Genomic DNA, 26,747 nt, shown 5'->3' with positions numbered 1-26,747 from the left:
GTGGCAACAGCGCCCGATTCCTGTCACTGTGGACGGGATTCGCGCCCATCAACCGGCCATAACCAAGAGTGGGCGGCACATCTGCATGCCACCATCTGCAAAGGAGCAGTAACTTATGACGACAGACATCCTGTGGTTCTCAGAACTCGGACTCAAGGACCTGGACCGGGTGGGCGGTAAGAATGCCTCGCTCGGTGAGATGGTGCAAAACCTGACCTCCGCCGGCGTCCAGGTCCCCGACGGCTTTGCCACGACAGCCGACGCCTACCGCAGCTTCCTCGCAGACTCCGGCCTGGACCAGAAGATCGCCGACCGCATGCTCGGCCTGGATACGGATGACGTGACGGCCCTTGCCGCCGCCGGCCAGGAGATCCGCACCCTCATGCGCGAAACGCCCTTCCTCCCGGACTTCGAGAAGCAGATCCGGGATTCCTACCAGCAGCTGGTGGAAAAGCACGGCGGCTCTGAGGACCTCTCCTGGGCCGTCCGCTCAAGCGCAACCGCAGAGGACCTGCCTGACGCCTCCTTCGCAGGCCAGCAGGAGACCTTCCTCAACGTCCGCGGCATCGACAACATCCTGCTCGCCATCAAGGACGTGTTCGCGTCGCTCTACAACGACCGCGCCATCGCGTACCGCGTACACCACAAGTTCGAGCACGCCGATGTGGCACTCTCGGCCGGTGTCCAGCGGATGGTGCGCTCCGACGTCGGGGCCTCCGGTGTCATGTTCACCATGGACACCGAATCCGGATTCCAGGATGCTGTGTTCGTCACGTCCTCCTACGGCCTGGGCGAAGCAGTGGTCCAGGGTGCCGTGAACCCGGACGAGTTCTACGTTTACAAGCCCGCCCTGCAGGCCGGCCGCCCCGCCATCCTCAAGCGCGGACTGGGCGAGAAGGCCCTCCAGATGACCTACACCACCAACCGCGAAGTGGGCCACACCATCGACTTCGTCCCCGTGGAGGCCTCGCTGCGGAACCGCTTCAGCCTCACGGACGACGACGTCGAGCAGCTCGCCAGGCACGCCGTCGCCATCGAGAACCATTACGGCCGCCCGATGGACATCGAATGGGGCAAAGACGGGATCGACGGCGGGCTGTACATCCTGCAGGCACGCCCGGAGACGGTGCAGTCCCGCCGTGCCTCCGGCAGCCTGAGCCGCTTCCGCCTCAACGGAACCGGCCGGGTCCTCGCCGAAGGCCGCGCCATCGGCCAGCGTATCGGTGCCGGCAGCGTCCGCATCCTGACGGCCATCGACCAGATGGCCGCGTTCAAGACCGGCGATGTCCTGGTCGCCGACATGACCGACCCTGACTGGGAACCGATCATGAAGCGCGCCTCCGCGATCGTCACCAACCGCGGCGGACGCACCTGCCACGCGGCCATCATTGCCCGCGAACTGGGGATTCCCGCCGTCGTCGGCACCGGCGACGCCACGCACGCCCTGACCGACGGCCTCGAGGTCACCGTCACCTGCGCCGACGGTGAGACGGGCATCATCTACGAAGGACTCCTGGACTTCACCGTCGAGGAAACCGAGATCACCCAGCTGCCCGAGGCGCCGGTCAAGGTCATGATGAACGTCGGCACCCCGGAGCAGGCGTTCACTTTCGCCCAGCTGCCCAACCACGGTGTGGGCCTGGCCCGGCTGGAATTCATCATCAACCGCCAGATCGGCATCCACCCCAAGGCCCTGCTGAACCTCGATGACCAGTCTCCGGATGTGGCCGCGGAAATCCGGGAACGCATCGCCGCTTACGACAGCCCGCGGGACTACTACATCAAACGCCTCGCCGAAGGCGTGGCCACCATCGCGGCAGCGTTCGCGCCGGAACCGGTGATTGTGCGTATGTCCGACTTTAAGTCCAACGAGTACGCCAACCTCATTGGCGGGCCGGCCTACGAGCCGCACGAGGAAAACCCGATGCTCGGCTTCCGCGGTGCCTCACGCTACCTGGATCCGTCCTTCCGGGACTGCTTCGACCTTGAGTGCGAGGCATTGTCCTTCGTCCGCAACGAGATGGGCCTGACCAACGTCAAGCTGATGATCCCGTTTGTGCGCACCCTGGACGAGGCCCGCGGCGTCATCGAGCTGCTGGCGGAGAACGGCCTGAGGCGAGGCGAAAACGGCCTTGAGGTGATCATGATGTGCGAGATTCCGTCCAACGCGCTGCTTGCCGATGAATTCCTCCAATACTTCGACGGATTCTCGATCGGATCCAACGACATGACCCAGCTCTCCCTGGGCCTGGACCGGGACTCGGCAACCATCGCGCACAGTTTCGATGAGCGCGACCCCGCAGTCAAGAAGCTGCTGACCATGGCCATCAAGGCCTGCAAGGCACGCGGGAAGTACGTCGGCATCTGTGGCCAGGGCCCCAGCGACCACGCGGACTTCGCCGAATGGCTGGTCGGGGAAGGCATCGATTCCGTTTCCCTGAACCCGGACACCGTGGTGGATACGTGGCTCAGGCTCGCCGGCGCGGCCGACGGCGCCGAGGCCGGTGCGGCTGTAGGCGCCGGCTCGCGCTGACCCTCTGTGCCACTCTGAATGCCCGCCCGGGGGAACCCCCGGGCGGGCATTCTCATGAGCTGGTTCATTCCGGGGCCGGCAATGGGTACGATGCGTCCATGACCGGTGACGCACATGGACCCATCGACGGTGCCCGCTTCGGGCATACGAACCTGATCGCCCGCGACTGGCGCAGCCTCGCCGACTGGTACGTGCGCCTCTTTGGCTGCACGCCGGTTCCCCCGGTTCGCGACTATGCCGGGGCGGACCTTGAGCGGGGCACTGCCGTGCCCAATGCCGCCCTCCAGGGTGTGCATCTGCGGCTGCCCGGCCACGGCGAGGACGGCCCGACGCTCGAGATTTACACGTTCGCCTCGACAGAGGACGCCTCTTCATCGGCGGACGGCGCATCGGAAACGGGCATTGACCGGCCAGGCTTCCGCCACATCGCGTTTGCGGTGGCGGACGTGCACACCGCCCGACGCCGCGTCCTCGACGACGGCGGGGGCCCGGTGGGCGAGGTGGTCACCCTCACCACAGCCGACGGGCGCCGGGTCACCTGGTGCTACGTCACGGACCCCGAAGGCAACGCCGTCGAGCTGCAGAGCTGGGCGCCGCCGGCATGAGCCGACGCCGCCGCCGGTATCCTTGAGGGATGAGTGACACAGCGCCTGCAACGGTCACATTCGAAAGCCGCTTCGCCCGGGATTTCAAGGAGATGGCCATTCCGTGGCGGGCGGACGAGGCTCCGGACCCCCGACTCCTGGTCCTCAACGACGCCCTCGCTGCCGAACTCGGCCTCGATCCGGATTTTCTCCGGAGCCCTGAGGGGCTGCGGCTGCTGATCGGCAATGCCCTGCCCGCCGGGGCTACACCGGTGGCTCAGGCCTACGCCGGGCACCAGTTCGGCTGGTACTCGCCCCGGCTCGGAGACGGGCGGGCACTCCTGCTCGGCGAAATCCCGCACGCTGACGGGCAGCTCCGCGACATTCACCTGAAAGGCTCAGGGCGGACCCCGTTCGCACGAAACGGCGACGGTCTGGCAGTGGTCGGCCCCATGCTGCGCGAATACATCCTCAGCGAGTCCATGCACGCCCTGAACATCCCCACAACACGATCCCTCGCCGTCGTCGGGACAGGGAATCCGGTGCAGCGCGAGGCACTCCTGCCGGGTGCCGTCCTGACCCGGATTGCCGGCAGCCACCTGCGCGTCGGCAGCTTCCAATACGCGCGGGCCACCGAGGACACCGGGTTGCTGCGCCGCCTGGCCGACCATGCACTCAACCGTCACTACCCGTCCGCGGCGTCAGCCGAAAACCCTTACCTCGCACTGCTCCAGGCAGTAATTGCCGCGCAGGCAACGCTCGTCGCACACTGGATGCTTGCGGGCTTCGTCCACGGGGTCATGAACACGGACAACATGACAATCTCCGGCGAAACCATCGACTACGGGCCGTGCGCCTTTATGGAAGGCTTCGATCCCGCGGCCGTCTACAGTTCCATCGACGAGACCGGACGCTACGCCTACCGCAACCAGCCGCTGGTGGCGGAGTGGAACCTTGCCCGGCTGGCTGAGTCGCTCCTGCCCCTGCTCCACATGGACGAGGAAACCGCACTGGCCCTGGCCGTCGAGGCACTCGAGGGGTTCCGCGGGCAGTACAGCGCCGCCTGGGCTGCGGGCATGAGGGCCAAACTGGGTTTGCGTGAAGAACTGCACGACGACGTCACGTCACCTGTTGTGGACGGGCTGGTGGCGCTGCTGCAGGAGTCCCGCCCGGACTATACGTCGTTTTTCCGGCACCTCGGCAAGGCCGCCCGCGGCCAGGCGGAACCTGCCCGCGGCACGATGCTGGACCTGGCAGCGTTTGATGCCTGGCTGGCGCGCTGGCGGGCTCTGACTCCGGACGCTGACGCCATGGACCGCGTCAATCCCGTATACATTCCGCGGAACCACCTCGTGGAGGAAGCCCTGACGGCCGCTACCGGCGGGGACACCGGACCGCTGGAACGGCTGATGGACGCTGTGGCTTCCCCCTACGTTGAGCGCCCGGGCCTCGAGCACTACGCTGCGCCGGCCCCGGAAAGCTTCGGCCCGTACCGGACCTTCTGCGGAACCTGAACCTCAGGCCAGGACTCCGGCCGGCTTAGCCCTGCTCACCGCCCTGCGGTGGCGAGGTACGGCGCCGTCCGGCTGTCCAGCGAACGGGCGACGACGGCGGGTGTCCCCGTGGCGATAATCCTGCCGCCCTTGTCACCGCCTGCCGGGCCCATGTCGATCACCCAGTCCGCTGACGCCACAACGTCCATGTCGTGTTCGACCACGATCACCGTGTTGCCGGCGTCGACCAGGCGGTTGAGCTGGGCCATCAGGAGTTCGACGTCGGCCGGGTGCAGGCCGGTGGTGGGTTCGTCCAGCAGGTACAGCGAATGGCCGCGCTGGGCGCGCTGCAGCTCGGTGGCGAGCTTGATCCGCTGGGCCTCGCCGCCGGAGAGTTCGGTGGCGGGCTGGCCGAGCCGCAGGTAGCCCAGGCCCACCTCCTGGAGGGTCTTGAGGCTGCGCGCGGCTGCGGGCACGTCCGCCAGGAACCCGGCGGCGGTGTCAACACTCATGCCCAGCACATCGGCCACGTTCTTTCCGCGGTACGTGATCTCAAGGGTTTCGGGGTTGTAGCGCGCGCCGTTGCATTCCGGGCACGGGCCGTAGCTGCCGGGCAGGAACAGGAGTTCGACGGCCACGAAGCCCTCGCCCTGGCATTTCTCGCAGCGTCCACCGGCCACGTTGAAGGAAAAGCGTCCTGCACTGAAACCGCGGGCGCGGGCAGCGTCCGTGGCCGCGAATTCCTTGCGGACGGCGTCGAACAGTCCTGTATAGGTGGCGAGGTTGGAGCGCGGGGTACGGCCGATTGGCTTCTGGTCTACCGTCACCAGCCTGTCGAGCTGTTCCAGCCCGGACACCGGTCCCGCGGTGACGGGTGCGGACACGCCGGCGTCGGGGTCCTCCTGGGCCGGTTTCGCCGCTTCGCCTTCGGGATGCAGCCTGGCGCCGACCACACCGGCCAGCACCTGGCTGACCAGCGTCGACTTGCCTGAGCCGGAGACTCCCGTCACCGCCGTCAGCACGCCCAGGGGGAACTCGGCATCGAGGCCGCGGAGGTTGTGGCGGCTGATGTCCCGCAGCTCCAGCCAGCCCGTGGCACTGCGGCGGGCGCCGCCGTCGTTCTTCGACTTGGACCCGTCCGGAAACATGAACGGACGCGTCACTGACGGTTCCACCCCGGCAAGACCGTCAACGGGGCCGCTGTAGAGCACCTCGCCACCGCCCTGCCCCGCCCGGGGTCCGACGTCCACCAGCCAGTCGGCACGGCGGACCACATCCATGTTGTGCTCCACCACAAACACGGAGTTGCCGGAGGATTTGAGCTGGTCCAGGACCGCGAGGAGGGGCTCGGCGTCGGCCGGATGCAACCCGGCGGAGGGCTCGTCCAGCACGTAAATCACGCCGAACAGGCCGGAACGGAGCTGGGTGGCGATCCGGAGCCGCTGCATTTCCCCCGGCGAGAGTGTCGGGGTGGCACGGCCCAGTGCGAGGTAGCCAAGACCAAGGTCCAGCAGGACATTAACGCGCGCGAGCAGGTCCCGGGTAATGGCGACGGCCACCTCGTTGCCTTCACCTGAGGCCTGCTTGCGCGAGGCTGTCCCGGCTGCCGTGAGCTCCGTCGTGGGACGGATGATCTCGGCCAGTTCGGTCATCGACACGGAATTGAGCATGGCGATGGTCCGCCCGGCAAACGTCACAGCCAGGGCTTCCGGCCTCAGCCCGCTGCCGCCGCAGCGCGGACACGGACCGGTTTCCATAAAGCGCAGAACCCTCTCGCGCATGGCGGTGCTTTTGGAGTCCAGCAGGGTGTGCATCACGTAGCTTTTGGCGCTCCAGAACCGGCCCTTGTACGGTTTCTCCACGCGGTCGCGTTCCGGCGTCACCTCCACCACCGGCTGTTCCGCCGTGAAGAGGATCCAGTCGCGCTGCTTCCTGGGCAGCTTCCGCCACGGCGTGTCGACGTCGTACCCCAGATGGATCAGGATGTCGCGCAGGTTTTTACCCTGCCACGCGCCGGGCCAGGCGGCGATGGCGCCGTCACGGATGCTGAGGGAGGTGTCCGGGACCATCGAGGCTTCGCTGACGGTGTGGGCGGTGCCCAGGCCGTGACATTCCGGGCAGGCACCGGCCGCCGTGTTGGGGGAGAAGGCGTCGGAATCCAGCTGGCTGGCGCCTTTGGGGTAGCTGCCCGCCCGGGAGAACAGCATGCGCAGCGAGTTGGACAGCGTGGTGACCGTGCCAACGGTGGACCGGGAACTCGGTGTACCGCGCCGCTGTTGGAGCGCGACGGCGGGAGGCAGCCCGGTGATTTGTTCCACTTTGGGGTTGTGCCCCTGCTGGATGAGCCGGCGGGCGTAGGGCGCCACCGATTCGAAGTAGCGGCGCTGCGCCTCGGCGTAAATGGTGCCGAACGCCAGGGACGATTTACCCGAGCCGGATACCCCGGTGAACGCGACGATGGCGTCACGGGGCACGTCCACGTCCACGTTGCGCAGGTTGTTCTCACGCGCGCCGCGGACCCGGACAAAGCCATCCGCGGTGTGGTCGGGAGCAAGAGTGGGCAGGATCGGCCCCGTCAGTTCGGAAGCATTCAGATTGCCTTGCATCGATCCGACTCTAGTAGTGACCGCTGACAACCACGAACTTTCGCGCGGAGTTGCCCGGCGGACCGGCCTTAGTACCGGTTCCGGCGGGGGTCGGTCGCGGTGCGGTTCTGTTTCGCGCGCCGGGCGCGGAGCACGCGGCTGATGATGGCGGGAAGGAGGGCGAGCAGCAGTTTTTTCATGAGGCTTGTTTCCCTTTGTCTCGTGTAGCCAGCCCGTCGGTTGACCGGCTGTCCTGGCGGGTCAGCCGTCAGGGCCGCCCTTCGCGGAGGAAGGGCGGCCCTGAGGGCTTCAATCCGCCCTACGTGTTCTGGACGGTGTCCTTGGCGTCGGTGGCGCGGTCTTTGACGTCGGCTGCTGCGACCTGGCCTTCGGCTTTGACGTGGTCGGCGGCGTCGGTGGCGGTGGCCTTGACGTTTTCCATCCCTTCGCGTGCCGGTTCCTTCAGGCCTTCGGCCATGTCCTTGGCGGCCTCGGTCAGTTGGGTGGTCATGGGTTCGGCGGCGGTTTTGATGGCGTCCGCTGCTTCGCGTTCCTTCTCGCTGGCCGGGATCAGGGAGGACAGCAGCATGCCGGCGCCGAAGGCGATCAGGCCGGCGGCCATCGGGTTGCCCTGGGTCTTGGCCTTCAGCTGTTGCGGTGCGTCGCTGATGGCTGCGCCGGCGTCATGCAGGGCGTTCCCGGCGCTGTCGGTGCGGGTGTGGACCCCGCCCTGGACGCGGTGGGTGACGTCGTCGGCTGTTCCCATGACTTTCTCCTTCACGCCGAACACGGCTTCTTTCACTTTGTCGGTTTGGCGGTGGACGATGTTGGACGGGGAGACTTTGTCGGCCACGGCGTCCACGTTGGTGCCCAGGCGTGCGCGGGTTGCTTCTATGTCTGAACGGATTGCGTCCGGGTTCTCGCTCATCGTTTTACCTCACCGGGTTTCAGGGTTGGGGGGATTTCTGAGAGTGTTTCGGTGGTTTGGGGCATGCCCTTGACCGTTTTGAGTTCCTTCTTGCCCATGGAGGCCAGGATGGCGGCGATGATGCCCCAGATGAGGGCGACGACGACCGCGGACCAGCCCAGTCCCATCAGCTCGCCCAGGGCGTACCAGAGGGCGATGGAGAGGAACAGCAGGACGAAGTGCCCGGCCACGCCGGCGCCGGCGAGCATGCCGCCGCCCTTGCCGGCCTTGGACGCGGACTCTTTGAGTTCGGCTTTGGCCAGCTCGACTTCCTGCCGCATCAGCGTGGACAGGTCGCGGGTGACCTCACCGAGCAGATCACCCAGCGATGTGTTGTCCGCCTTCACGTGTGCCTCCGACGGGGGAGTCCCGGGTATCTGGCTGCTCACAGGGGGCGTCCTTCCGTGCGTCGGCCGGGGGTGTTGCGGAACGGGTCATCGTCTTCCCGCAGCGGCGTGTCGGCAGGGCCGCCCGCCGGCAGGGTCTGCGTCGAGACGGGGCTGGCGCCGGCGATCACCGGCTCATCAAAGAGGCCACGGTCGTCCCCGGCGGCGAATACTGTTTCCTGGCGGATGACGCCCCTCTGTGCCGGGGCTGTCGTGGGTGCGGGAGGGTATGTCTGCCCGGCTGCGCTCCGCTGTGCCTCCGGCGCGCCGGCCGCCAGTCCCTTGGTGAGCCGTCCCGCCAGAATGCCCGCACCGGCGGCCAGCAGAAGGAACGTTCCCGGACGCCGCCGGGCGAACGTCTGCACCTCGTTCAACAGTGAGCCGGGGTCCCGGCCGTCAAGCCACGACGCCACGGATTGGGACCGGTCGGCAGCCTGCCGGATCAGATCCGCTGCTACGCCAGGCTGCTCGGAGGTGTCCGCCATGGTGCGCAGTTCGGTGGAGATGGAACGGATTCCCTCGGCGACCTTCTGCTGCTGGGTGCCTGCCTGGCTGGTCAGGTCCGACTTGGCCTGGTGCAGGAGGTCCCGGGCGTTGGTTTTCACCTCCGCGGCGACGCCGGCTGCTTCCGCCTTCGCCGTCTCTGCCACGTCACGGACCGCGCCGGCTGCCTGCCCGGCTACTTCCGTTGCCTCTGACTTGGCTGCCCCGGTTTTGGAGGCGGACGTGCCCTGTGGTCCGGAAGTCGTGGCCGGGGCCGGGTTGCCGTACTGGTCCAGCTGGTCACCTGTGGTCGGTGCTGCCTGTGGCCATTGGTTTTCAGTCATGATCGCTCTCTTTCGTGAAGGAGTTCGCCGTGAGGAGCTGCCAGTCCTGCTGGCTCCCAATTAGTAAGCAAGGTTACTAATTAGATACTAAGCACACTTGCTATGCGATGCGCAATGCTTCCGCCTTCACGCCGGCCGGAGTTCGATTAAGAGCTTTGGCTAGGCGGGGCCGGAAAGGGGTGGCGGCAAATGCGCTTGCCAAGCTGATACTAAGCATGCTTATGGTAGGCCGTGCACGGACTGCGCAGATAGACAGATACCAGCGCGGCACACCCGCATACTTAGGGAAGGACCGTTCGCGATGACCACCGACTCCGGGCATGACCTCGAGGATGGCTACCGTCTCCTGTCCCAGGCCGCACGGCTGGTACAGCGCCGCCACAATGAGGTGTTGGCGCCACTGGGACTGACCTGGGCGGCCGCGGTGGCCATGGAAGGCCTCGCGGCCGGCCCGCTCAATCAGGAGCAGCTTGCGGCTGCCGTTCATGCCAAGAGCCAGACGCTCGGCAAGATTCTGACGCGCCTCCAGAGTGAAGGCCTGGTGAGCAGGACACGCGATCGCCGGGACCGGCGCCAACTGGTTATAGGGCTTACGGACGCGGGCCGTACGGCCCTCAACGCAGTCCGTCACGCGCACACCCATGCCTTCCCCTCCAGCCTGGACCCCCGCGGGTGGAAGGTGCTCCGGGGGGAGCTTGCCCGGTTCGTGGACTGCCTGCAGACGCAGGACCGTGAGGGGCCACCCCCTGCCGGATGATGCGCAGGCCATTGACAGGCCGCACCGGACTGCGGAAAGTGGTTGTTACATCTGTTCCAGCTCTTCAGCCCCACGCTGGATTTGGGGGTACCCATGGGCAATGACGGCTATGGATTCCAGTTGCGGCTGCTGCAATCGTGGCAACTTCGTCGGGACGCCGAGGTAGTACATGTCGCAGTACGGCAGCAACGCCTTATTACGGCGCTGGCAATCAGCGGGTCGCGGCCCAGAAGCTACCTGGTCGGCCTGCTGTGGCCTGAGAGCCCGGAGTCCAGGGGCCTCGAAAGCCTTCGCGTCACCGTACACCTGATCACCCGGCAAATCCCCGGCCTGCTTACCAATGGGGGAACCACGCTGTCCCTGAGCGAGCTTGTGGATGTGGACCTGCACCGGCTGCGCGCGCAGATCCGGGAGCTGAGCCTGGCAGGACTGAATGGAAACGTCCCCTCGTGCCTCCAGCAGCTGCGGGATGCAGACCTGCTGCCCGGCTGGTATGACGATTGGGTGCTCTTCGAACAGAGCAGGCTGCAGCAGGACCGGCTCCACGCCTACCATGTCATCGCCCGCGAGTCCCTGGCACGGTGTGATTATGAGTCCGCCCTCGAAGCTGCGGAGGGGGCACTGGAACTTGAACCGCTCTATGAAAGTGCTGTCGGGATCCTTATCCAGGCTGAACGGCGGCGCGGCAATGATGCCGTTGCACTTCGCGCTTATGAAAGATATGCGTCCAAACTCCAGGGGGACATGGGCCTGACGCCGTCCGAGGCCGTCCGGCGCCTCGTATCGGACATTCCCGGGGCTGTGCCCCTGGAGCGCGTCGAGCGGGAAAGCACTAGGCCCCGTGCGGAGACCCCGGCCGGGCACTGAGCCATTGGCGCACTATTCTCAGGACCTCTTCGGGGTCAGCTGTCGAGACACTGGTTGTCACGCCGTCCGGAGCCTGGCTATACGTCAGCCGGGCGCGAAAACCGGGCAGCTGGTCCGGTTCGTCCCAGGTGCGGATGACGAGGGTGCCCATGGATGGGGCCGCTTGGTCTGACGGGAATTCGTCGGGGGGTCCCGACGGCGGGTCATCCGTTGTCATGGCAGGTCACCTTACTCTCATACCGCGAACACCATATCGAGGGAATTTCCCGGATGCTGCCTTGATACTGCAGCAAAAGAATCAGCAATCAACCTAACTTGGCGAAAGGTTTGCTCAAGATCGCCGGGCCGGCTTTATCCGCGGACAGCGGCGGGGGCTGTATTGGAACACCTCTGCCTGTGACCCATCCATCACTCTGAATACAGCGCCGTGATGGGTGGACACTTCGGTGACGGCTTCCTACCGGTGGCGCTCCTCCCCGGTCCTCGCACTTGCCGAACGGGTCTGGCCCGGACCGGCCGAAGCAGCCGAGCCCCTAGCACCGGCCCCTTGAACGCCTGATCGCGCAGGAATACGATGGCCGCCACGGGCGGGGATCCGAATGAGGAGACGGTCATGGGCAACATATCTGCAGAAGCATCGTCAGCGACCCTGATGATCGACCTGATCATTTCCTTGGACGGGTATGCCTCGGCTGAGGGGTGGCCCGGCTGGTGGGGTCTGGAGGGGCCCGAGTACCTGGCCTGGCTCGGGCAGGAGGAGAAGAAGGGCTATACCTTCCTGATGGGGGCCAACACCTATCGGCTGATGTCCGGCATGTCGGAGGAAGCCGCAGCTGAAGGCTCCGGTTTCTCCGCGGACGAGGGCGCCAGCCTGACCGGACTTGCAGCTGTTCCAAAGATCGTCTTCTCTTCCACTTTGACGGCGCCCCTGGCGTGGCCCAACTCGGAACTGGTCAACGGGGATGCCGTGGAGGCCGTGAGGGACATCAAACGGACCAGGACCGGGCCCCTGAGCACCCTGGGCAGCCTCAGCCTCTGCAGATCCCTGCTGGCCGCCGGCCTCGTGGACAGATTCCGGGTGGTCATCTTCCCGGTGATTACAGGCCGCACCGGCAGTGAGCGGATCTACGACGGCTACCCGGACGTTTCGCTTGAGATGGCGGACAGCAGGACGTTCGACGGCCGGATCCAGCTGCTCGAGTACGTCCCCACGGTTCTCGACGGTCCGCCGGGAGGCACCCAGTGAACCAGCCGTCCGGGCTCTGAACGGATAAGCCATGGCCGGCTCGCCAACAGCCTCTGCAGCTTTGTCGCCCTTTGACGCGGTGATTTTTGACCTCGACGGTGTGGTGACTGATACAGCCACAGTCCACGAAGCAGCCTGGAAGCAACTTTTTGACGGCGTGCTGAAAGACCCCGGGATTCCCGATGCAGCCCGCAAAGACCCGTTCAGCGCCGATGATTACCTGAAGTACGTGGATGGCAGGCCGCGGGAAGACGGCGTGAAGTCCTTCCTGGCCTCCCGGGGTGTCACCTTGCCGGTTGGCAGGCGCAGCGATGCCCCCGGGGAACTCACGGTTCATGGCCTGGCCAGGCTTAAAGACCGGATCTTCAAGGAACTGCTGGGACGCGATGGTGTCCGGACCTTTCCCGGCACGGTGGACCTGATCGAACGGCTGCGGGCATCACGGATCCCCGTGGCCGTGGCAACCTCGAGCCGGAATGCCTCCGCTGTCCTGGCGGCCGCCGGCCTTTCCGGCGCATTCGACCTGGTGATGGGCGGAGTGATTGCCGCCGAACTGGGGCTGCCCGGCAAACCCGACCCCGCGGTGCTGCTCGAAATCGTGCACCGTCTGGGCGTCCCGCCGGCCCGCGCGGTGGTGATCGAGGATGCCATCGCCGGAGTCGAGGCTGCCCGGCGCGGCGGCTTTGGCCTTGTTGTCGGCATCGACAGGGCCGAAAGGCGGGCCGAACTGGAGGCGGCGGGCGCCGACGTCGTCCTGACCGATGTGGGCCAGCTGGACCTGGGCCGGGTGCTGACCGACCCGTGGCGCCTCGTCTATGAAGGCTACGATCCCGCCCATGAGGGGCATCGGGAGGCGCTCACCACACTGGGGAACGGGTACCTGGCGGTCCGGGGCGCTGCTCCCGAAGGCCGGATGAGTGACATCCACTACCCCGGAACGTATCTTGCCGGGATCTATAACAGGCTTGTGAGCCGGGTCCAGGAGCAGGATGTCGAGGACGAGCATATGGTCAACGCCCCCAACTGGCTGGTGCTGGACATCCGGCTGGAAGGTTCGGACTGGTGGTCCAGGGGCGGCCTGAAGGTGCTGCGGGAGCGGCGGGTGCTCGACATGCGCCGGGCCATCCTCGAACGGGACGTGGTTCTGGAAGCACCGGACGGGCGGCGGCTGGGGGTGAGCCAGCGCAGGTTCGTGTCGATGGCCCAGCCGCACCTGATGGGCCTCAGCACATCCCTGACTGCCCTGGGGTGGAGCGGCACGGCAGAGATCCGCAGCGGCGTGGACTGCGGAGTTACCAATGAGAACCTCCCGGAGGACGCGCTCCTGTCCCACCACCATCTGGTCCGGCTGGGAGTGTCAGACGCGGACGGGCCGGTTCCGGTTGTGGAAGTGAAAACCAGCCAAAGCCACATCCGGATCGCCACTGCCGTGCGCACCGAGATCTCCGGGAAGGACGACGACGGCGGGCCGGGTGAGGAGGAAGGGGTCTACTTCCGCGCCTGGCATCTTGAGCTGCATGATGCAGCGCCCGTAGTGATTACCAGGACGGCGGCAGTGGTCACCTCCCGCGACCACGCAATTTCCTCGCCTGCCGTGGCTGCGAGGTCCGTGCTCCGGACTGCCGGCCACGATTTTGAGAAGTTGCTCGCCGGGCACGAGGAAGCCTGGGGACGGCTCCTGGGCCTGTTCGCCATCGAAATTGACGGCAGCCCGCAGGTACAACTCATCCTGAACCTCCACGTTTTTCATGTGCTCCAAACACTCAGCCCGCATACCGCGGAAGTGGACGCGGGGGTGCCCGCGCGGGGTTTGCACGGCGAGGGCTACCGCGGGCACATCTTCTGGGACGAGCTCTTTGTCCTTCCCCTCCTCACGTCCAGGATGCCCTTCGTGGCCCGCTCCCTGATCAATTACCGCTGGCGCAGGCTCCCGGCGGCCCGGGAAGCCGCCGCCGCAGTAGGGCTTCAGGGAGCACTTTTTCCATGGCAGAGCGGCAGTGACGGGCGCGAGGAGACGCCCCTCTGGCTCTTCAACCGGCGCTCGGGCCGGTGGGTGCCGGACTACTCGCACCTGCAACGGCACGCAGGCCTTGCCGTCGCCTTCAATGCGTGGCAGTACTTCCTGGCCACGCAGGACAGGGAATGGCTCCTGCGGCACGGCGCAGAACTGGTCCTGGAAGTGGCACGGCTGGTGGCATCCATGGCCGAATATGACCGGGAAGCTGACAGGTTCCATCTCCGGGGCATCATGGGCCCTGACGAATATCACACGGGATACCCGGACAGCCCCGGTGCAGGCCTTGACGATAACGCGTACACAAACGTGATGGCCGCCTGGGCATGTGCCCAGGCCTGCAGCATCATGACAACTCTCCAGGGACACGACCTCGAAGAACTGCAGGCACGGCTGGCCGTCAACCCTGCCGAAGTGGCACGGTGGAGCCAAATCAGCACCAGAATGTTCGTACCGTTCCATGACGGCATCATCAGCCAGTTTGCCGGCTACGAACAATTGCTGGAACTCGACTGGGATCACTACCGGACCGCGTACACAAACATCGAACGCCTGGACCTGATCCTGGAAGCCGAGGGGGACAGCACCAACCGGTACCGCCTGGCCAAGCAGGCGGATGTGCTCATGCTGCTCTACGTCCTGGGCGAGAAGGAACTGACCCGGTTCCTGGCCGGCCTCGGCTATGACGTTTCCGGTCCCCAAATTGAAAAGACGGTGGACTACTATCTCGCCCGCACGGCGCACGGCTCCACCCTCAGCCGCGTTGCCCACGCGTCAGTACTCGCCGCCAGGGATCCGGACCGGGCCTGGAATACCTTCCGTGAAGCCCTCAGCGCAGACCTTGACGATACCCAGGGCGGTACCACCCGGACGGGGATTCATCTTGGTGCCATGGCAGGAACAATAGATGTTGTGCAGCGGAGCTTTGCCGGCCTCAGGATTACCGGTGACGCGCTCCTCTTCGCACCCAGAATGCCCAAGGGGATAAGAACGGTGTCATTCCACGTCCGCTACCGGGACCATCTGTTGGCGGTGACCCTGGAACACGGTCTCCTGACCCTCTCAGCAGCTCCCGGAGATGCACCCGCCATCTGGCTGCAGGTGGGCTCCGACCGCGTCCTCCTGGGCGCCGGCGACACACGGCAGTTCACCCTCGCCCCCGGCTAGCACCTGTTCGGTCACACTGATTTTTCCGGCTTGGGTGTGTGCACCACGAGGACGGGGCAGTGCGCGTGGTGAACACACGCAGCACTGACAGACCCGAGCAGCAGTCCTGTGAAACCGCCGTGACCGCGGCTTCCGACCACCAGCATCAGGGCGTGGCTGCTGCCATCAACCAATGACGTCCGTGCGGACCCGTGCACGAGCCTGGCAGTGACATGCCTGGGACGTTCCGCACCGAAGGCTTCCGTGAGCGCACGCTCAAGATTCTCCTCGGTTTCGCGGGCGAACCCTTCCACGCCCATCGCCAGGTAGCCTTCGTACCCCGCCGGGTACTCCCAGCACGCCCAAGCTTCAAGGCGAACCCCAAGACCCATGGCCAGGCGGTTCCCCAGCCGGAGGGCCTCGACGGAAGCCGCTGAACCATCGACGCCAACGATGATCTTTTCTTCAGTGCCTTTGGCCATGATTGCCTCCTCGCGTGCACAGCTTCCTCACAGCATGTTCCCGGCCCGTTTGGACCAACAGGGTCCAAGGTCACCACCCCTCCCGCTCCTGCGAAGGACGCGAATGACCTTTGGCCCTAGTCAGTGCTGCGCCGCGGGTGCAGCCTGTCAGCGGACCAGGCTTCGGCGACGATGGAGCAGCAGTGGCGCAACGCGAGGGTCCGCCCCCGACGGGGCCGGACGCGACCGGTTTGACCTCCGACCGTGCCGCCGCCCTGCTGCGGGAGTCGGGGCCAAACGTTCTGCCGGCGGCGAAACCGGTGCCTCAGTGGCGCAAGCTCGTGGGCGAGCTGACGCATTTCTTTGCCCTGATGCTTTGGTGCGCCGCTGTGTTGGCTTTCGTCGGCGGGATGCCGCAGCTGGGTGCTGCAATCATCGTGGTAGTGGTGGTCAACGGGATCTTCGCCCACATCCAGCAGGAACGCGCGCAGCACGCAACAGCTAAACTGCGCGGGCTGCTGCCGGCAGAGGTCTCTGTCCTCAGGGACGGGCACCCGCGGCGGATCCCCGCCAGCGAACTGGTCCCGGGGGACGCCGTTATCCTGACGGCGGGCGACAGGGTGCCGGCCGACGTCGTCCTGGTTCTCGGCTCAGGCTGCGCCCTGGATGAGTCCTTGCTGACAGGCGAAAGTGACGCCGTGCCGAAAGCCGCCGGCGAGCCTGCCTGGGGCGGGACATTCCTGGTCAATGGCGAGGCAGAGGCCGTCGTGACCCGCACCGGCGCGGACACCAGGCTGGCCGGCATTGCGAAGCTGACCAGCGGGACCGTATCTCCGCCAACCCCCCTGGCCCGCGAACTGCGCAGGATCGTCCGCCTCATAGCGGCTGCGGCACTGGCTGTCGCCGCGGTTTTCTTTGTTGTGTCGCTGCTGGTGGGCATCCCCTGGAGCGCTGCCTTCCTCTTCGCCATCGGCGTCGCCGTTGCTTTGGTCCCCGAAGGGCTCCTGCCGACCGTGACGTTGTCCCTTGCCATGGGGGCCCAACGGATGGCGGGGCGCAACGCACTGGTCCGCAACCTGGAAGCGGTGGAAACCCTGGGGTCCACGACTTTCATCTGTACCGACAAGACAGGAACCCTGACGCAAAACCGGATGAACGCCGTCGAAGTCTTCACGGCGGACGGCAGGGTAACCGTGTCCGGGGAGGGGTACGGGCCGGTAGCTGAGATCGGCGGAACCGCGGTGGCAGCCGCAACGCGGACCGCGCTCGCAGCACGCGCAGCCTCCCAGGGCCGGGCCGTCCTGCATGGCGGGGAGTGGCGCGCTGACGGTGATCCGATGGAGGCCGCCCTTGACGTCCTGGCCCGCAGGCTTGCACCAAACGCCCCGGGGATTGCGAAGCCCGCCCGGCGGTTCGCGTTTGACCCGAGGCGCCGCCGGGAGTCAGTTGTGGCCGGCACAACCCTCTTTGTCAAAGGGGCGCCGGAATCAGTGCTGCCCCTTTGCGGCGCGTCCGCGGACGCTGCGGCGGAGGAAGTTGAAGCCATGGCTTCGCGCGGGCTGCGGGTCATAGCGGTGGCTGCGCGTGACCTGCCCGGACCTCTGCAGGACTGGCTGGAATGCCGGGCGGAGGAAGCCGAAACGGACCTTGTCCTGCTCGGGCTGATCGCCCTCCACGACCCGCCAAGGCAGGGCGTCGACGAGGTGATCCGGACCGCCCGGGACGCCGGCATCCGGATCGGCATGATCACGGGTGACCATCCGGCAACAGCCGCCGCCATCGCCCGCGAAATCGGACTTGTCGGAACACCGGAAGTGGTTCTGGAAGGATCGCAACTGCCCGAGGATGAACAGATCCTTGGCGCCATGCTGGACCGCGACGGCATTGTTGTGAGCCGGGTCTCCCCGGAACAAAAGCTCCGCGTAGCCAGGGCCCTGCAAAGCAGGGGCCACATCGTGGCCATGACCGGTGACGGTGTAAATGACGGTCCCGCCCTCCAGGAAGCCGACATCGGGGTGGCGATGGGCCTCAGCGGAACAGACGTTGCCCGTGAAGCCTCAGACCTGGTTCTCCTGGACGACCACTTCGGCACCATCGTGGCAGCAATCGAACAGGGCCGCGCCACCTACGCCAACATTCACAGATTTCTGACCTACCACCTGACGGACAACGTTGCCGAGCTGACGCCCTTCATCATCTGGGCACTCTCGGGCGGGCAGTTTCCCCTCGCCCTTGGCGTACTTCAGATCCTGGCCCTGGACATCGGCACCGATCTGCTGCCCGCCCTCGCCCTCGGCGGGGAACCGCCGGGGAAGGGAGTCCTCAAGCGGCCACCGGAGAGACGCCACCTGATGGACCGCCGGCTGATGTTCCGGGTGTTCTGCGTGCTGGGTCCGGTCGAAGCGGCGGTGTCCATGACAGCATTTTCGGTAGTGCTGTTCTCCGGCGGCTGGATGCGCGGGGAACAGCACGATGCCGGCCTGCTGATGGCGGCTTCCGGGGCCGCCTTCACAGCCGTTGTGCTTGGTCAGCTGGCGAATGCGTTCGCCTGCCGAAGCGCCACCCGTCCGCCCTGGACCCAAGGCTGGTTCACGAACCACCTGCTGCTCTGGGCGGTGCTTGCCGAAATTGGTGCCCTCGCTGTGTGCCTCTTCGTTGGTCCCGTGTCCGCAGCGCTCGGGCACCTCCCGCCGCCGCCCATCGGATTCGCCCTCGCCGCGCTGGCAGTTCCTGCGGTCCTGGCCGCGGACTGGGCGCACAAGAGGCTAAGGCAGGCTGCCAACAGTGTGCGTTAGCACCGCATGACCCCGCACGGCACGGGACCAAAGACTCTGATGCCCGGCCCGCCGGCCCGGAAGGATCGAGCCATGGCCGATATGACGCCGACGGACAGCAATCACGTGGTGTGGTTCGAGGACGTGGGAATGGACGACGTTCCGGCCGTCGGCGGCAAGAATGCGTCGCTGGGTGAACTAACCCGGTCGCTGATGGATGCCGGGGTCCGGGTGCCCGAGGGCTTCGCCACCACAGCCTCCGCCTACCGCTCCTTTGTTGCGGCCAACGGCCTCGAACCGCGAATACGTACCTCGATCGGGCACTACCGCGAAGGCCGGGCAACCTTGCGCGAGACCGGGGAATCCATCCGGGAGCTCATCCTCGAAAGCCAGTTCCCGCCCGAGATCGCCGCCGCCATCAGGGACCACTACAGGGCACTCTCCGAACGCACGGGCCACACCAGGGCCTCGGTGGCTGTACGCAGCAGCGCAACGGCCGAAGACCTCCCCGATGCGAGCTTCGCCGGCCAGCAGGAAACGTTCCTGAACATTTCCGGGGAACGGGAACTCCTGGAGGCCTGCCGCCGGTGTTACGCCTCCCTGTTTACCGACCGGGCCATCTCCTACCGGGAAATCAAGGGGTTCGACCACCTGGAAGTAGCCCTGTCCGTAGGTGTGCAGCGGATGGTGCGCTCGGACCTGGGCGCATCCGGGGTGATGTTTTCCATCGATACGGAGTCCGGGTTCCCGCGCAGCGTCTTGATCAGCGCCGCGTGGGGGCTGGGGGAAACCGTGGTTCAAGGAAGCATCAATCCCGATAAATACCAGGTGTTCAAGCCTTTACTGGCTGACGGGCACTTTATGCCGATCATCGAAAAGACCATGGGCGCCAAGGAACGCAAGATGGTCTACAGCCGCGGCGGGCATGCACGTACCAGGACCGTTGAAACCTCTGAGCAGGAGCGCCGTTCCTTTGTGCTCACCGACTCCGAGATTGTGACGCTGGCCCGCTGGGCAGTAGCCGTGGAGGAACACTACGGCCGCCCGATGGACATGGAGTGGGCCAGGGACGGTTCCACCGAAGAGCTCTTTATGGTGCAGGCCCGGCCGGAAACCGTCCAGGCGAGGCGCAGCGGCTCAGTCTTCAGCGTCTATCACCTCCGCGAGTCGGGCCGGCTCCTGGCGGAAGGGGCCGCAGTCGGCGAATCCATTGCGCACGGCCTCGCCTGTGTGGTGCGGGACGCCAAAGACATCGACGATTTCCGGGACGGCTCAATTCTGGTCACGCGGATGACCGATCCTGACTGGGTTCCCATCATGCAACGCGCCGCCGGCATCGTCACCGACCATGGCGGCCCCACCAGCCACGCCGCGATTGTCAGCAGGGAACTGGGTGTTCCTGCCGTTGTGGGTACCGGCACCGGAACCTCGGTGCTCGGGAACGGGGCACCAATTACGCTTTCGTGTGCAGGGGGAGAGAACGGGCAGGTCTATGCGGGCACGCTGGCTTTCGACGTCGAGGAGGTTGACCTCGGGACGCTACCGGAGACGCGGACCGCCATTATGGTCAACATCGCCAGTCCTTCCGCCGCCTTTCAGTGGTGGCGCCTGCCGGCAGCGGGCGTGGGCCTGGCGCGGATGGAATTCATCATCAGCAACCTCATCCGGATCCATCCGATGGCCCTGGTACACCCGGAACGGGTGACCAGCCCCGGCGAGGCTGAGCGCATCAAGGAGCTCGCCCACGGCTATCCGGACTTGCAGGAGTACTTCGTGGACGTCCTCGCCACCGGCATCGGCAAGATCGCAGCGCCGTATCACCCGAACCCTGTCATCGTCAGGCTCAGCGACTTCAAGAGCAACGAGTACGCCCATCTGATCGGAGGCAGTTCCTTCGAAGTTGCCGAAGAGAATCCCATGCTGGGTTTTCGCGGCGCTTCACGCTATTACAACGAGCGTTACCGGGAAGGATTCGCCCTCGAGTGCCGGGCGCTGAAGCGGGTGCGGGAGGAACTGGGATTTTCGAATGTCATTGTCATGGTTCCCTTCTGCCGCACACCCCTCGAGGCAGACCTGGTGATCAAGGAAATGGCGGAAAACGGCCTGACCCGCGGCCGGCAGGGCCTGCAGGTCTACATGATGTGCGAGATCCCCTCAAACGTCATTCTCGCCACGGAGTTCGCGCGGCGCGTTGACGGCTTCTCCATCGGCTCCAACGATTTGACCCAACTGGTTCTCGGCGTGGACCGGGATTCCGAGGAACTCGTGGGGCTGTTCGATGAGCGGGATGAAGCTGTCACCTCGATGATTGCGCAGGTCATTGGCAAAGCCCACGCAGCCGGAACAAAGGTGGGCATCTGCGGCCAGGGCCCCAGCAACCATCCTGATTTCGCGGAGTTCCTGGTGCGGGAGGGCATTGATTCCATCTCGCTGAACCCGGACACCTTCCTTAAGACCGTCCACGTGATTGCCTCCGCCGAGAAGTCCATTCAGTGACCCGCCTCGGCATACTCACCAGCGGCGGGGACTGCCCGGGAATCAATGCTGTGATCCGCGGTGCCGTGCTGCGGGGAGTCATAACGTACGGCTACGGTTTCGTCGGGTTCCGCGACGGCTGGCAGGGGGTGCTTGACCGGGACCTGATCCCGCTGCCGCGCCACGCCGTTCGGGGGCTTGCCCGCCTGGGCGGGACCATCCTGGGTACGTCGCGCACCAACCCGCTCAAAAACGGCGGGATAGAGGCGGTGCGCAGAAGCCTTCAGGAGGTGGGCGTGGATGGCCTGGTGGCCATCGGGGGAGAGGGCACACTGGCGGCAGCGCAGGAACTGGCCAACGCGGGGATCAAAGTCATCGGCGTTCCGAAAACCATCGACAACGACCTTGATGCCACCGATGTCACGTTCGGGTTCGACACGGCAGTCCAGACGGCGACCGATGCCATCGACAGGCTCCGTACCACTGGCGAGTCGCATCACCGCTGCATGATCGCCGAAGTAATGGGCCGGAACGCCGGCTGGATCGCCCTGCATTCGGGGATGGCGTCCGGTGCGCACGCCATCCTCATCCCGGAGCAGAGGGTTTCCTTGGAGCAGGTGGCCCGGTGGGTGCAGTCCGCGCACCACCGCGGACGGGCACCACTGGTGGTGGTGGCGGAGGCATTCGTCCCCGAAGGCCGGCAGGCGCCGTATTCGCCGCGTGGCCTGGACACTTTTGGCAGGCCCCGGCTCGGCGGGATCAGCCTGCTGCTGGAACAGGAGCTGCAGGCGATGACCGGAATCGAGACCAGGGCAACCATCCTGGGGCACATCCAGCGGGGTGGCGCACCGACAGCTTTTGACAGGGTCCTGGCGACCCGGCTGGGGATGGCGGCCGTGGCCTCGGCTGCGGAGGGCCGGTGGGGAACCATGGTCTCCCTGCGGGGCACCAGCATTGTAAACGTCGGTTTCGAAGCCGCGCTTGGCCGGCTTAAGACCGTGCCGGAGGACCGCTACCAGGAGGCAGCGGTCCTCTTCGGCTGAGCATGGGCTTCGGGTGAGCGGGCGGGGCGCCGTCAGCCGCGGGTGATCTCGATCTTCCGTGCGGGCGGCTGCTGGGCCTTTTCCGGAACGGGAGTCCTGACCTCCAGCACGCCGTCCTTGTACGAGGCGGTGATGTCATCGCCCCGGACGCCCTCAGGCAGGGCCAGCCGGCGGACGAACGAGCCGTACCGGAACTCGGACCTGTAGCTGTTCTTTTCCTTCTGTTCAGACTGTTCCCTGCGCTCGGCCTTGATCTCCAGGGCCCCGTCAACGATGGAAACGTTGACGTCCTTCTCGGGATCAATGCCCGGCAGTTCAGCCCGGACCACCAGGGTATTGCCTTCGATTGACTCCTCGACCCGGATCCCCGAGGCCGCGGTGTCACCTTCGAACAGCCTTTCAATCATCTCGACGGGGGAGCGCCGGGTGTCAAACCACTTCATCAAATCAGCCATTGTTTGCCTCCTTGCAATGATGACCGCGCCGGGGGATGGATAGTGCCCGGCTACTTAAGCCTCCGGCCACGCACCGGAGGTACCAAGAGTCTTTGGTCCCTCCGGCGGTGCGGGGATTGGAGGCTAGGATCAGTGCATGAGCAACCCCACCTCAGAGTCGCACGCCGAAGTTCTCGGACCGGCTGACTGCTGGCAGTACCTGCAGTCCTCCTACATCGGGCGGCTGGCTGTGATCAACGGTGCGGTCCCGGAGATCTTTCCGGTGAACTTTGTGGTCGTCGACGAAACGGTGGTCTTCCGGACGGCGCCCGGCACGAAGTTCCGCGCCCTCCTCAGCGGCACTGCCGTGGCCTTCGAGGTGGATGGCTTGAACCCCTACGGCACCGAAGTGTGGAGCGTTGTGGTCAAAGGGGAGCCGGGAGTTTTCAGCGGGGATCCGGCCAGCCTGCAGGAAGCCGGGCCCGACCGCCAACCGTGGCAGGCCGGCCTCAAGGAGCATCTGGTGCAGATCCGCCCGGCAGAGATCTCGGGCCGGCGGTTTGCGGTGTCTCCGCGGACGCGCTGGTGGCCGCCGCAGGACTTTTCGGCCGACTGGCTCTAAGCGGGCGGCTCCGTGGCGTGGCCGACCGGGTACCTGCGTGCGTGGATCCGGCTCAGCACGAGCACGCCCAGGATGGCGGCGGCCGAGGCCGTAAGGGACGCGGCCAGGAGCCCGGGCGGAGGCCATTCCAGCATAAAAAAATCCGTCAGGAACGGGACGGTCAGCAGCAGGACAACCCCTGTGGCCATGGCCGCGACGACAGCCAGACGGAGGCCGCTGACGGGGCGGCTGACGGCCATCAGAATCGTCAGGGCCACCAGGGAAAGTGTCAGCACTGATGCTGTCCGGTTCGCGCCGGCAGTGAAGCCGCCCGCTGCCATGGCATACGCCTGGACGGCGATGACCGCCGCCGCCACAATAATCCCTGCCGGGATGGCCAGGGACAGTGAGCGCCGCAGAAATCCCGGCCTGTAGCGGCGGGCGTTTCCCATCAGAGCCAGGAAGAACGCCGGGATGCCGATGGTGAGGCCGTCCGTGGCGGAGAGCTGCCGCGGCAGGAACGGATAACTCCACATGAGTGCTCCAAAGATCACTGAGAGGCAGACTGCATAGGTTGTTTTGCTGAGGAACAGCACCGAGACCCGTTCGATGTTGGCGATGACCTGGCGGCCTTCGGCGAGTACGGCCGGAAGCCGGTTGAAACGTCCGTCCAGGAGCACCAGGCGGGCCACCGCTTTGGTGGCCGGCGCGGCGGTGTCCATGGCTATCCCGATATCCGCTTCCTTGAGGGCGAGGGCGTCATTAACGCCGTCTCCCGTCATGGCAACGGTGTGGCCCGTTCTCTGGAGCGCCAGGACCATGTCCCTCTTTTGTGCTGGCGTGACCCGGCCGAAAACGGAAAAGCTGTCCAGCGTTTCTTCCATCAGATGCGGGTCTGACGGCAGGTGCCGTGCATCGTAGCCGGCACTAACGCCGAGCCCCACCTCCCGTGCCACGGCCGCTACCGTCCGGGGGTCATCGCCGGAGAGGACCTTGACGTCGACACCTTGCTGCCGGAAGTAGGCGAGGGTCCGGGCCGCGTCCGGACGCACTTTTTCGCGGAACGTCAGGAGGGTGGCAGCAGCCAGCCCGGCGGGCAGACGAACGTCGTCGGAGTCCTCGCCGGGGAGCATGTGGGGCGTGTACGCCAGCACCAGGGTGCGCAAACCCAGGGACGCCAGCCGGCGGGACTGACCCAGGAGCGCCTCACTGGGCGCGCCTGCCGGGCTGCCGGCCCCGAACACCATGTCCGGGGCCCCAAGTACCCATGTTCCGGCGGCGGCGTGCGGGCGGTCAAAACTGGCGGCGCTCCATTTTCGTGCAGACGAAAACGGAACGACGGCGGCCGGTGCTGCGCCGCCCTCGAACGCGAACGCGGGTGCCAGGCAGCGGGCGGTGGCATTGGCGTGGGGGTCGGAACCGAACCATCCCAGGGCCTCCCGCCATCCCCGGGGAAGCTCCTGTCCGGTGCCGTGAAGGCCGGTGTCGTGAACGTCGTCGAAGACAACCCTGCCCTCGGTGAGGGTGCCGGTCTTGTCGATGCACAGGACGTCCACGCGGGCCAGTCCTTCCACGGCTGCGAGCTCCTGGACCAGCACGTTGAGGCGGGCCAGCCGTGCACCGCCCACGGCGAACGCCACGCTGGTCATCAGGACCAGGCCCAGCGGGATCATGGCGATGGCAGCCCCCACCGCCCCGACGAGTGCCTCTTCCCAGGCGCCGGTCCTGAACGCAGCCTCCCAGCCGCCTTTGGCCTGCATCTGGCCGTTGGTGATGATGGCCACGACGGGTAGGAGGGCCCAGCTGATCCAGCGGAGGACGCGGTTGATCGCGTTGCGGATTTCCGAATTGACCAGGGAGAACCGCTTGGCTTCGGCGGTGAGCCGGCTGGCGTACGAGCCGGCGCCCACGGCGACTACCCGTGCCCGTCCCTGGCCTGCCGAAACGGAGGATCCGGACAGGACGGGTGAGCCCTTGTCCTTGCCGACGGGTTCGGATTCCCCGGTGAGGACCGACTCGTCGATCTCCAGGCCGTCGTCATCGATGATGACGGCGTCCGCTACAACCTGGTCACCGGCCTGCAGTACACAGATGTCATCCATGACCACGTCAGCAACAGCAATTTCCTGGACCCTGCCGTCGCGCAGCACCCTGGCCTGCGGGGCATCCAGGACGGCGAGCTGGTCCAGGAGCCTCTTGGCCCGGTATTCCTGGACGACGCCAATAACGGCGTTGCTGAGCGCGGCAAAGCCGAACAGCGCGTCCTTCCACTGGCCCAGGAGGAGCAGCAGCAGGAAACAACCGCCAACAATGCCGTTGAACAATGTCAGGACGTTGGACCGAAGGATCCGCCACAGGCTTCGGCTTGATTCCTCCGGTGCACCGTTGGCCAGGCCGGCCAGCGTCCGCTCCCGCACGTCCCCCGCGGTGAGGCCGGACGGTGCGGACAGGGTCATGCCGAGATGACCACCTTCAAGGCGCTGGTCTCTGCTGCCCTGGCGAAGGTGTCATAGGCATCCATGAATTCGTCGAAACGGAAGCGGTGCGTTGCGAACTTTTCGGCCGGCAGCTTCTTCTGGGCCACGAGCTTGAGCAGCATGGGTGTGGTGTTTGCGTTCACGAGCCCCATGCTGATGTTGATGTTCCGGATCCAGAGGTTCTCCACATGGAGTTCCACGGACTTTCCGTGGACCCCGACGTTGGCCACATTGCCGCCCGGCCGGACGATCTCCGTACACATGCTGAACGTCTCCGGAATGCCCACTGCCTCGATGGCCACGTCCACGCCTTGGCCGTCGGTGAGTCCCAGCACCTGTTCCTTCCAGTCGGCGTCGGCTGAAAGCACAACGTCCGTGGCTCCGAATTCCCGGGACTTCTCCAGCCGGTTGCGGTCGAGGTCCAGTGCGATGATGCTCGCTGCCCCGTAGAGCCCCGCCGTGGCGATGGCGGCGAGTCCCACCGGGCCCGCACCCACCACCGCCACTGTGTCGCCTGGCTTCACGCGGCCGTACTGGACACCGATTTCAAAGCCCGTGGGAAGGATGTCGGACAGCATAACGGCCTGCTCGTCGCTCACCCCGGGCGGCAGGAGATGCAGCGAATTTTCTGCGTAGGGAACCCTCACGTATTCAGCCTGGGTACCGTCAATCAGATGGCCGAACACCCAGCCGATGCCCGCAGCCCCCTCCTCACCCATGCAGTGTGAATAGAGGCCAACCTTGCAGTTGGCGCAGTGACCGCAGGACTTGATGCACGAGATGATGACGCGGTCTCCCGGTTTGAGGCTGGTCACCGACGAACCGACCTCCGTGATGGTGCCCACGCCTTCGTGGCCCAGTATTCTTCCTTCCGTCACGGCCGGCACGTCGCCCTTGAGGATGTGCAGATCTGTCCCGCAAATGGTGGTGGTGTCCACCTTAACGATGGCATCGGCGGGGTTCCGGATCGCCGGATCGGGCACATCTGTCCAGGACTTCTTTCCCGGGCCGCCGTAAACGATAGCTTTCATAGCCGTTCCTCGGTGTTGGTGTTCATGGGTTCCACGGGGCGGGCGG

20 protein-coding genes are annotated in these 26,747 nt (G+C 65.9%); 11 read left to right on the top strand and 9 right to left on the bottom strand.

The window, feature by feature from the left end:
• Positions 1-115: 115 nt before the first annotated feature.
• The 3 genes from ppsA (GUV69_RS04355) to GUV69_RS04345 all read left to right on the top strand — a co-directional run bounded on the left by ppsA (GUV69_RS04355) (position 116) and on the right by GUV69_RS04345 (position 4,631).
• The gene (gene ppsA / locus GUV69_RS04355; RefSeq protein ID WP_164200069.1) at positions 116-2,533 is read left to right on the top strand and encodes a phosphoenolpyruvate synthase; all 2,418 of its coding nucleotides are present in this window, start codon (positions 116-118) and stop codon (positions 2,531-2,533) included.
• 98 nt (positions 2,534-2,631) lie between these two features.
• Positions 2,632-3,138 carry a VOC family protein gene (locus GUV69_RS04350; RefSeq protein WP_164200068.1) on the top strand — a complete coding sequence of 169 codons (507 nt, stop codon included), beginning with the start codon at positions 2,632-2,634 and terminating at the stop codon, positions 3,136-3,138.
• Between the two features lie 29 nt (positions 3,139-3,167).
• Positions 3,168-4,631, top strand: a complete 1,464-nt coding sequence (locus tag GUV69_RS04345; RefSeq protein WP_164200066.1) for a protein adenylyltransferase SelO — start codon at positions 3,168-3,170, stop codon at positions 4,629-4,631.
• 35 nt (positions 4,632-4,666) lie between these two features.
• Here the strand turns inward: GUV69_RS04345 and uvrA are convergent, their stop codons facing one another.
• From uvrA to GUV69_RS04325, 4 genes are all read right to left on the bottom strand, one after another.
• Positions 4,667-7,216, bottom strand: coding sequence for an excinuclease ABC subunit UvrA (gene uvrA, locus GUV69_RS04340; RefSeq protein WP_164200064.1), 2,550 nt, complete (start codon positions 7,214-7,216; stop codon positions 4,667-4,669).
• Positions 7,217-7,514: 298 nt separating this feature from the next.
• Positions 7,515-8,123 (bottom strand): DUF3618 domain-containing protein, encoded by a 609-nt coding sequence (locus tag GUV69_RS04335; protein ID WP_164200062.1) that lies wholly within the window; start codon positions 8,121-8,123, stop codon positions 7,515-7,517.
• A complete protein-coding gene (locus tag GUV69_RS04330) occupies positions 8,120-8,551 on the bottom strand; it encodes a phage holin family protein (RefSeq protein ID WP_164200060.1) in 432 nt (143 codons plus the stop codon). The genes GUV69_RS04335 and GUV69_RS04330 overlap by 4 nt, the downstream gene beginning before the upstream one ends.
• Entirely contained in the window at positions 8,548-9,375 is an 828-nt protein-coding gene (locus GUV69_RS04325) for a hypothetical protein (RefSeq protein WP_164200058.1), read from the bottom strand. Before GUV69_RS04325 ends, GUV69_RS04330 begins: the two co-directional genes overlap by 4 nt.
• Positions 9,376-9,676: 301 nt before the next feature.
• Here GUV69_RS04325 and GUV69_RS04320 point away from each other — a divergent pair, with 301 nt between their 5' ends.
• The gene (locus tag GUV69_RS04320) at positions 9,677-10,132 is read left to right on the top strand and encodes a MarR family winged helix-turn-helix transcriptional regulator (RefSeq protein WP_164200056.1); all 456 of its coding nucleotides are present in this window, start codon (positions 9,677-9,679) and stop codon (positions 10,130-10,132) included.
• 93 nt (positions 10,133-10,225) lie between these two features.
• Positions 10,226-10,999: an AfsR/SARP family transcriptional regulator gene (locus GUV69_RS04315; RefSeq protein WP_164200055.1), complete on the top strand. Its 774-nt coding sequence runs from the start codon at positions 10,226-10,228 to the stop codon at positions 10,997-10,999.
• On the opposite strand, the gene GUV69_RS04310 is transcribed toward GUV69_RS04315, so the two are convergent.
• Positions 10,965-11,216 carry a hypothetical protein gene (locus GUV69_RS04310; RefSeq protein ID WP_164200053.1) on the bottom strand — a complete coding sequence of 84 codons (252 nt, stop codon included), beginning with the start codon at positions 11,214-11,216 and terminating at the stop codon, positions 10,965-10,967. The two genes, GUV69_RS04315 and GUV69_RS04310, sit on opposite strands and share 35 nt — an antisense overlap.
• Before the next feature lie 396 nt (positions 11,217-11,612).
• On the opposite strand from GUV69_RS04310, the gene GUV69_RS04305 reads away from it, so the two are divergent.
• Positions 11,613-12,245 carry a dihydrofolate reductase family protein gene (locus GUV69_RS04305; protein WP_164200051.1) on the top strand — a complete coding sequence of 211 codons (633 nt, stop codon included), beginning with the start codon at positions 11,613-11,615 and terminating at the stop codon, positions 12,243-12,245.
• Between the two features lie 31 nt (positions 12,246-12,276).
• Positions 12,277-15,426 (top strand): HAD-IA family hydrolase, encoded by a 3,150-nt coding sequence (locus tag GUV69_RS04300; RefSeq protein WP_164200049.1) that lies wholly within the window; start codon positions 12,277-12,279, stop codon positions 15,424-15,426.
• Between the two features lie 11 nt (positions 15,427-15,437).
• Here GUV69_RS04300 and GUV69_RS04295 read toward each other — a convergent pair whose 3' ends face one another.
• Complete coding sequence (locus tag GUV69_RS04295; RefSeq protein ID WP_164200047.1) at positions 15,438-15,887, bottom strand: universal stress protein; 450 nt, start codon at positions 15,885-15,887, stop codon at positions 15,438-15,440.
• 182 nt (positions 15,888-16,069) lie between these two features.
• Between GUV69_RS04295 and GUV69_RS04290 the strand changes: the two genes are divergently transcribed.
• The 3 genes from GUV69_RS04290 (at position 16,070) to GUV69_RS04280 (ending at position 22,158) form a co-directional block, all read left to right on the top strand.
• The gene (locus tag GUV69_RS04290) at positions 16,070-18,661 is read left to right on the top strand and encodes a cation-translocating P-type ATPase (protein WP_164206223.1); all 2,592 of its coding nucleotides are present in this window, start codon (positions 16,070-16,072) and stop codon (positions 18,659-18,661) included.
• A 72-nt stretch (positions 18,662-18,733) separates the two neighbouring features.
• Positions 18,734-21,136 carry a phosphoenolpyruvate synthase gene (gene ppsA / locus GUV69_RS04285; RefSeq protein ID WP_244292606.1) on the top strand — a complete coding sequence of 801 codons (2,403 nt, stop codon included), beginning with the start codon at positions 18,734-18,736 and terminating at the stop codon, positions 21,134-21,136.
• Complete coding sequence (locus GUV69_RS04280; protein ID WP_164200045.1) at positions 21,133-22,158, top strand: ATP-dependent 6-phosphofructokinase; 1,026 nt, start codon at positions 21,133-21,135, stop codon at positions 22,156-22,158. The genes ppsA (GUV69_RS04285) and GUV69_RS04280 overlap by 4 nt, the downstream gene beginning before the upstream one ends.
• A gap of 32 nt (positions 22,159-22,190) precedes the next feature.
• Here GUV69_RS04280 and GUV69_RS04275 read toward each other — a convergent pair whose 3' ends face one another.
• A complete protein-coding gene (locus GUV69_RS04275; protein ID WP_164200043.1) occupies positions 22,191-22,613 on the bottom strand; it encodes an Hsp20/alpha crystallin family protein in 423 nt (140 codons plus the stop codon).
• Between the two features lie 136 nt (positions 22,614-22,749).
• Between GUV69_RS04275 and GUV69_RS04270 the strand changes: the two genes are divergently transcribed.
• Positions 22,750-23,214, top strand: a complete 465-nt coding sequence (locus GUV69_RS04270; RefSeq protein WP_164200041.1) for a pyridoxamine 5'-phosphate oxidase family protein — start codon at positions 22,750-22,752, stop codon at positions 23,212-23,214.
• On the opposite strand, the gene GUV69_RS04265 is transcribed toward GUV69_RS04270, so the two are convergent.
• Together GUV69_RS04265 and GUV69_RS04260 are read right to left on the bottom strand one after the other, a co-directional pair.
• The gene (locus GUV69_RS04265; RefSeq protein WP_164200039.1) at positions 23,211-25,649 is read right to left on the bottom strand and encodes an HAD-IC family P-type ATPase; all 2,439 of its coding nucleotides are present in this window, start codon (positions 25,647-25,649) and stop codon (positions 23,211-23,213) included. The two genes, GUV69_RS04270 and GUV69_RS04265, sit on opposite strands and share 4 nt — an antisense overlap.
• The gene (locus tag GUV69_RS04260) at positions 25,646-26,701 is read right to left on the bottom strand and encodes a zinc-dependent alcohol dehydrogenase family protein (RefSeq protein WP_164200037.1); all 1,056 of its coding nucleotides are present in this window, start codon (positions 26,699-26,701) and stop codon (positions 25,646-25,648) included. The genes GUV69_RS04265 and GUV69_RS04260 overlap by 4 nt, the downstream gene beginning before the upstream one ends.
• Positions 26,702-26,747 lie beyond the last annotated feature (46 nt).

It is taken from the genome of [Micrococcus luteus] ATCC 49442 (genome assembly GCF_010367585.1).
GTDB lineage: Bacteria > Actinomycetota > Actinomycetes > Actinomycetales > Micrococcaceae > Arthrobacter > Arthrobacter luteus_A.
This window is presented reverse-complemented; position numbering and strand designations above follow the sequence as displayed.

Coding starts and splice junctions, on each gene's coding strand:
- ppsA (WP_164200069.1), top strand. CDS start 116: ATGACGACAGACATCCTGTGGTTCTCAGAACTCGGACTCAAGGACCTG.
- GUV69_RS04350 (WP_164200068.1), top strand. CDS start 2,632: ATGACCGGTGACGCACATGGACCCATCGACGGTGCCCGCTTCGGGCAT.
- GUV69_RS04345 (WP_164200066.1), top strand. CDS start 3,168: ATGAGTGACACAGCGCCTGCAACGGTCACATTCGAAAGCCGCTTCGCC.
- uvrA (WP_164200064.1), bottom strand. CDS start 7,216: ATGCAAGGCAATCTGAATGCTTCCGAACTGACGGGGCCGATCCTGCCC.
- GUV69_RS04335 (WP_164200062.1), bottom strand. CDS start 8,123: ATGAGCGAGAACCCGGACGCAATCCGTTCAGACATAGAAGCAACCCGC.
- GUV69_RS04325 (WP_164200058.1), bottom strand. CDS start 9,375: ATGACTGAAAACCAATGGCCACAGGCAGCACCGACCACAGGTGACCAG.
- GUV69_RS04320 (WP_164200056.1), top strand. CDS start 9,677: ATGACCACCGACTCCGGGCATGACCTCGAGGATGGCTACCGTCTCCTG.
- GUV69_RS04315 (WP_164200055.1), top strand. CDS start 10,226: ATGGGCAATGACGGCTATGGATTCCAGTTGCGGCTGCTGCAATCGTGG.
- GUV69_RS04310 (WP_164200053.1), bottom strand. CDS start 11,216: ATGACAACGGATGACCCGCCGTCGGGACCCCCCGACGAATTCCCGTCA.
- GUV69_RS04305 (WP_164200051.1), top strand. CDS start 11,613: ATGGGCAACATATCTGCAGAAGCATCGTCAGCGACCCTGATGATCGAC.
- GUV69_RS04300 (WP_164200049.1), top strand. CDS start 12,277: ATGGCCGGCTCGCCAACAGCCTCTGCAGCTTTGTCGCCCTTTGACGCG.
- GUV69_RS04295 (WP_164200047.1), bottom strand. CDS start 15,887: ATGGCCAAAGGCACTGAAGAAAAGATCATCGTTGGCGTCGATGGTTCA.
- ppsA (WP_244292606.1), top strand. CDS start 18,734: ATGGCCGATATGACGCCGACGGACAGCAATCACGTGGTGTGGTTCGAG.
- GUV69_RS04275 (WP_164200043.1), bottom strand. CDS start 22,613: ATGGCTGATTTGATGAAGTGGTTTGACACCCGGCGCTCCCCCGTCGAG.
- GUV69_RS04270 (WP_164200041.1), top strand. CDS start 22,750: ATGAGCAACCCCACCTCAGAGTCGCACGCCGAAGTTCTCGGACCGGCT.
- GUV69_RS04265 (WP_164200039.1), bottom strand. CDS start 25,649: ATGACCCTGTCCGCACCGTCCGGCCTCACCGCGGGGGACGTGCGGGAG.
- GUV69_RS04260 (WP_164200037.1), bottom strand. CDS start 26,701: ATGAAAGCTATCGTTTACGGCGGCCCGGGAAAGAAGTCCTGGACAGAT.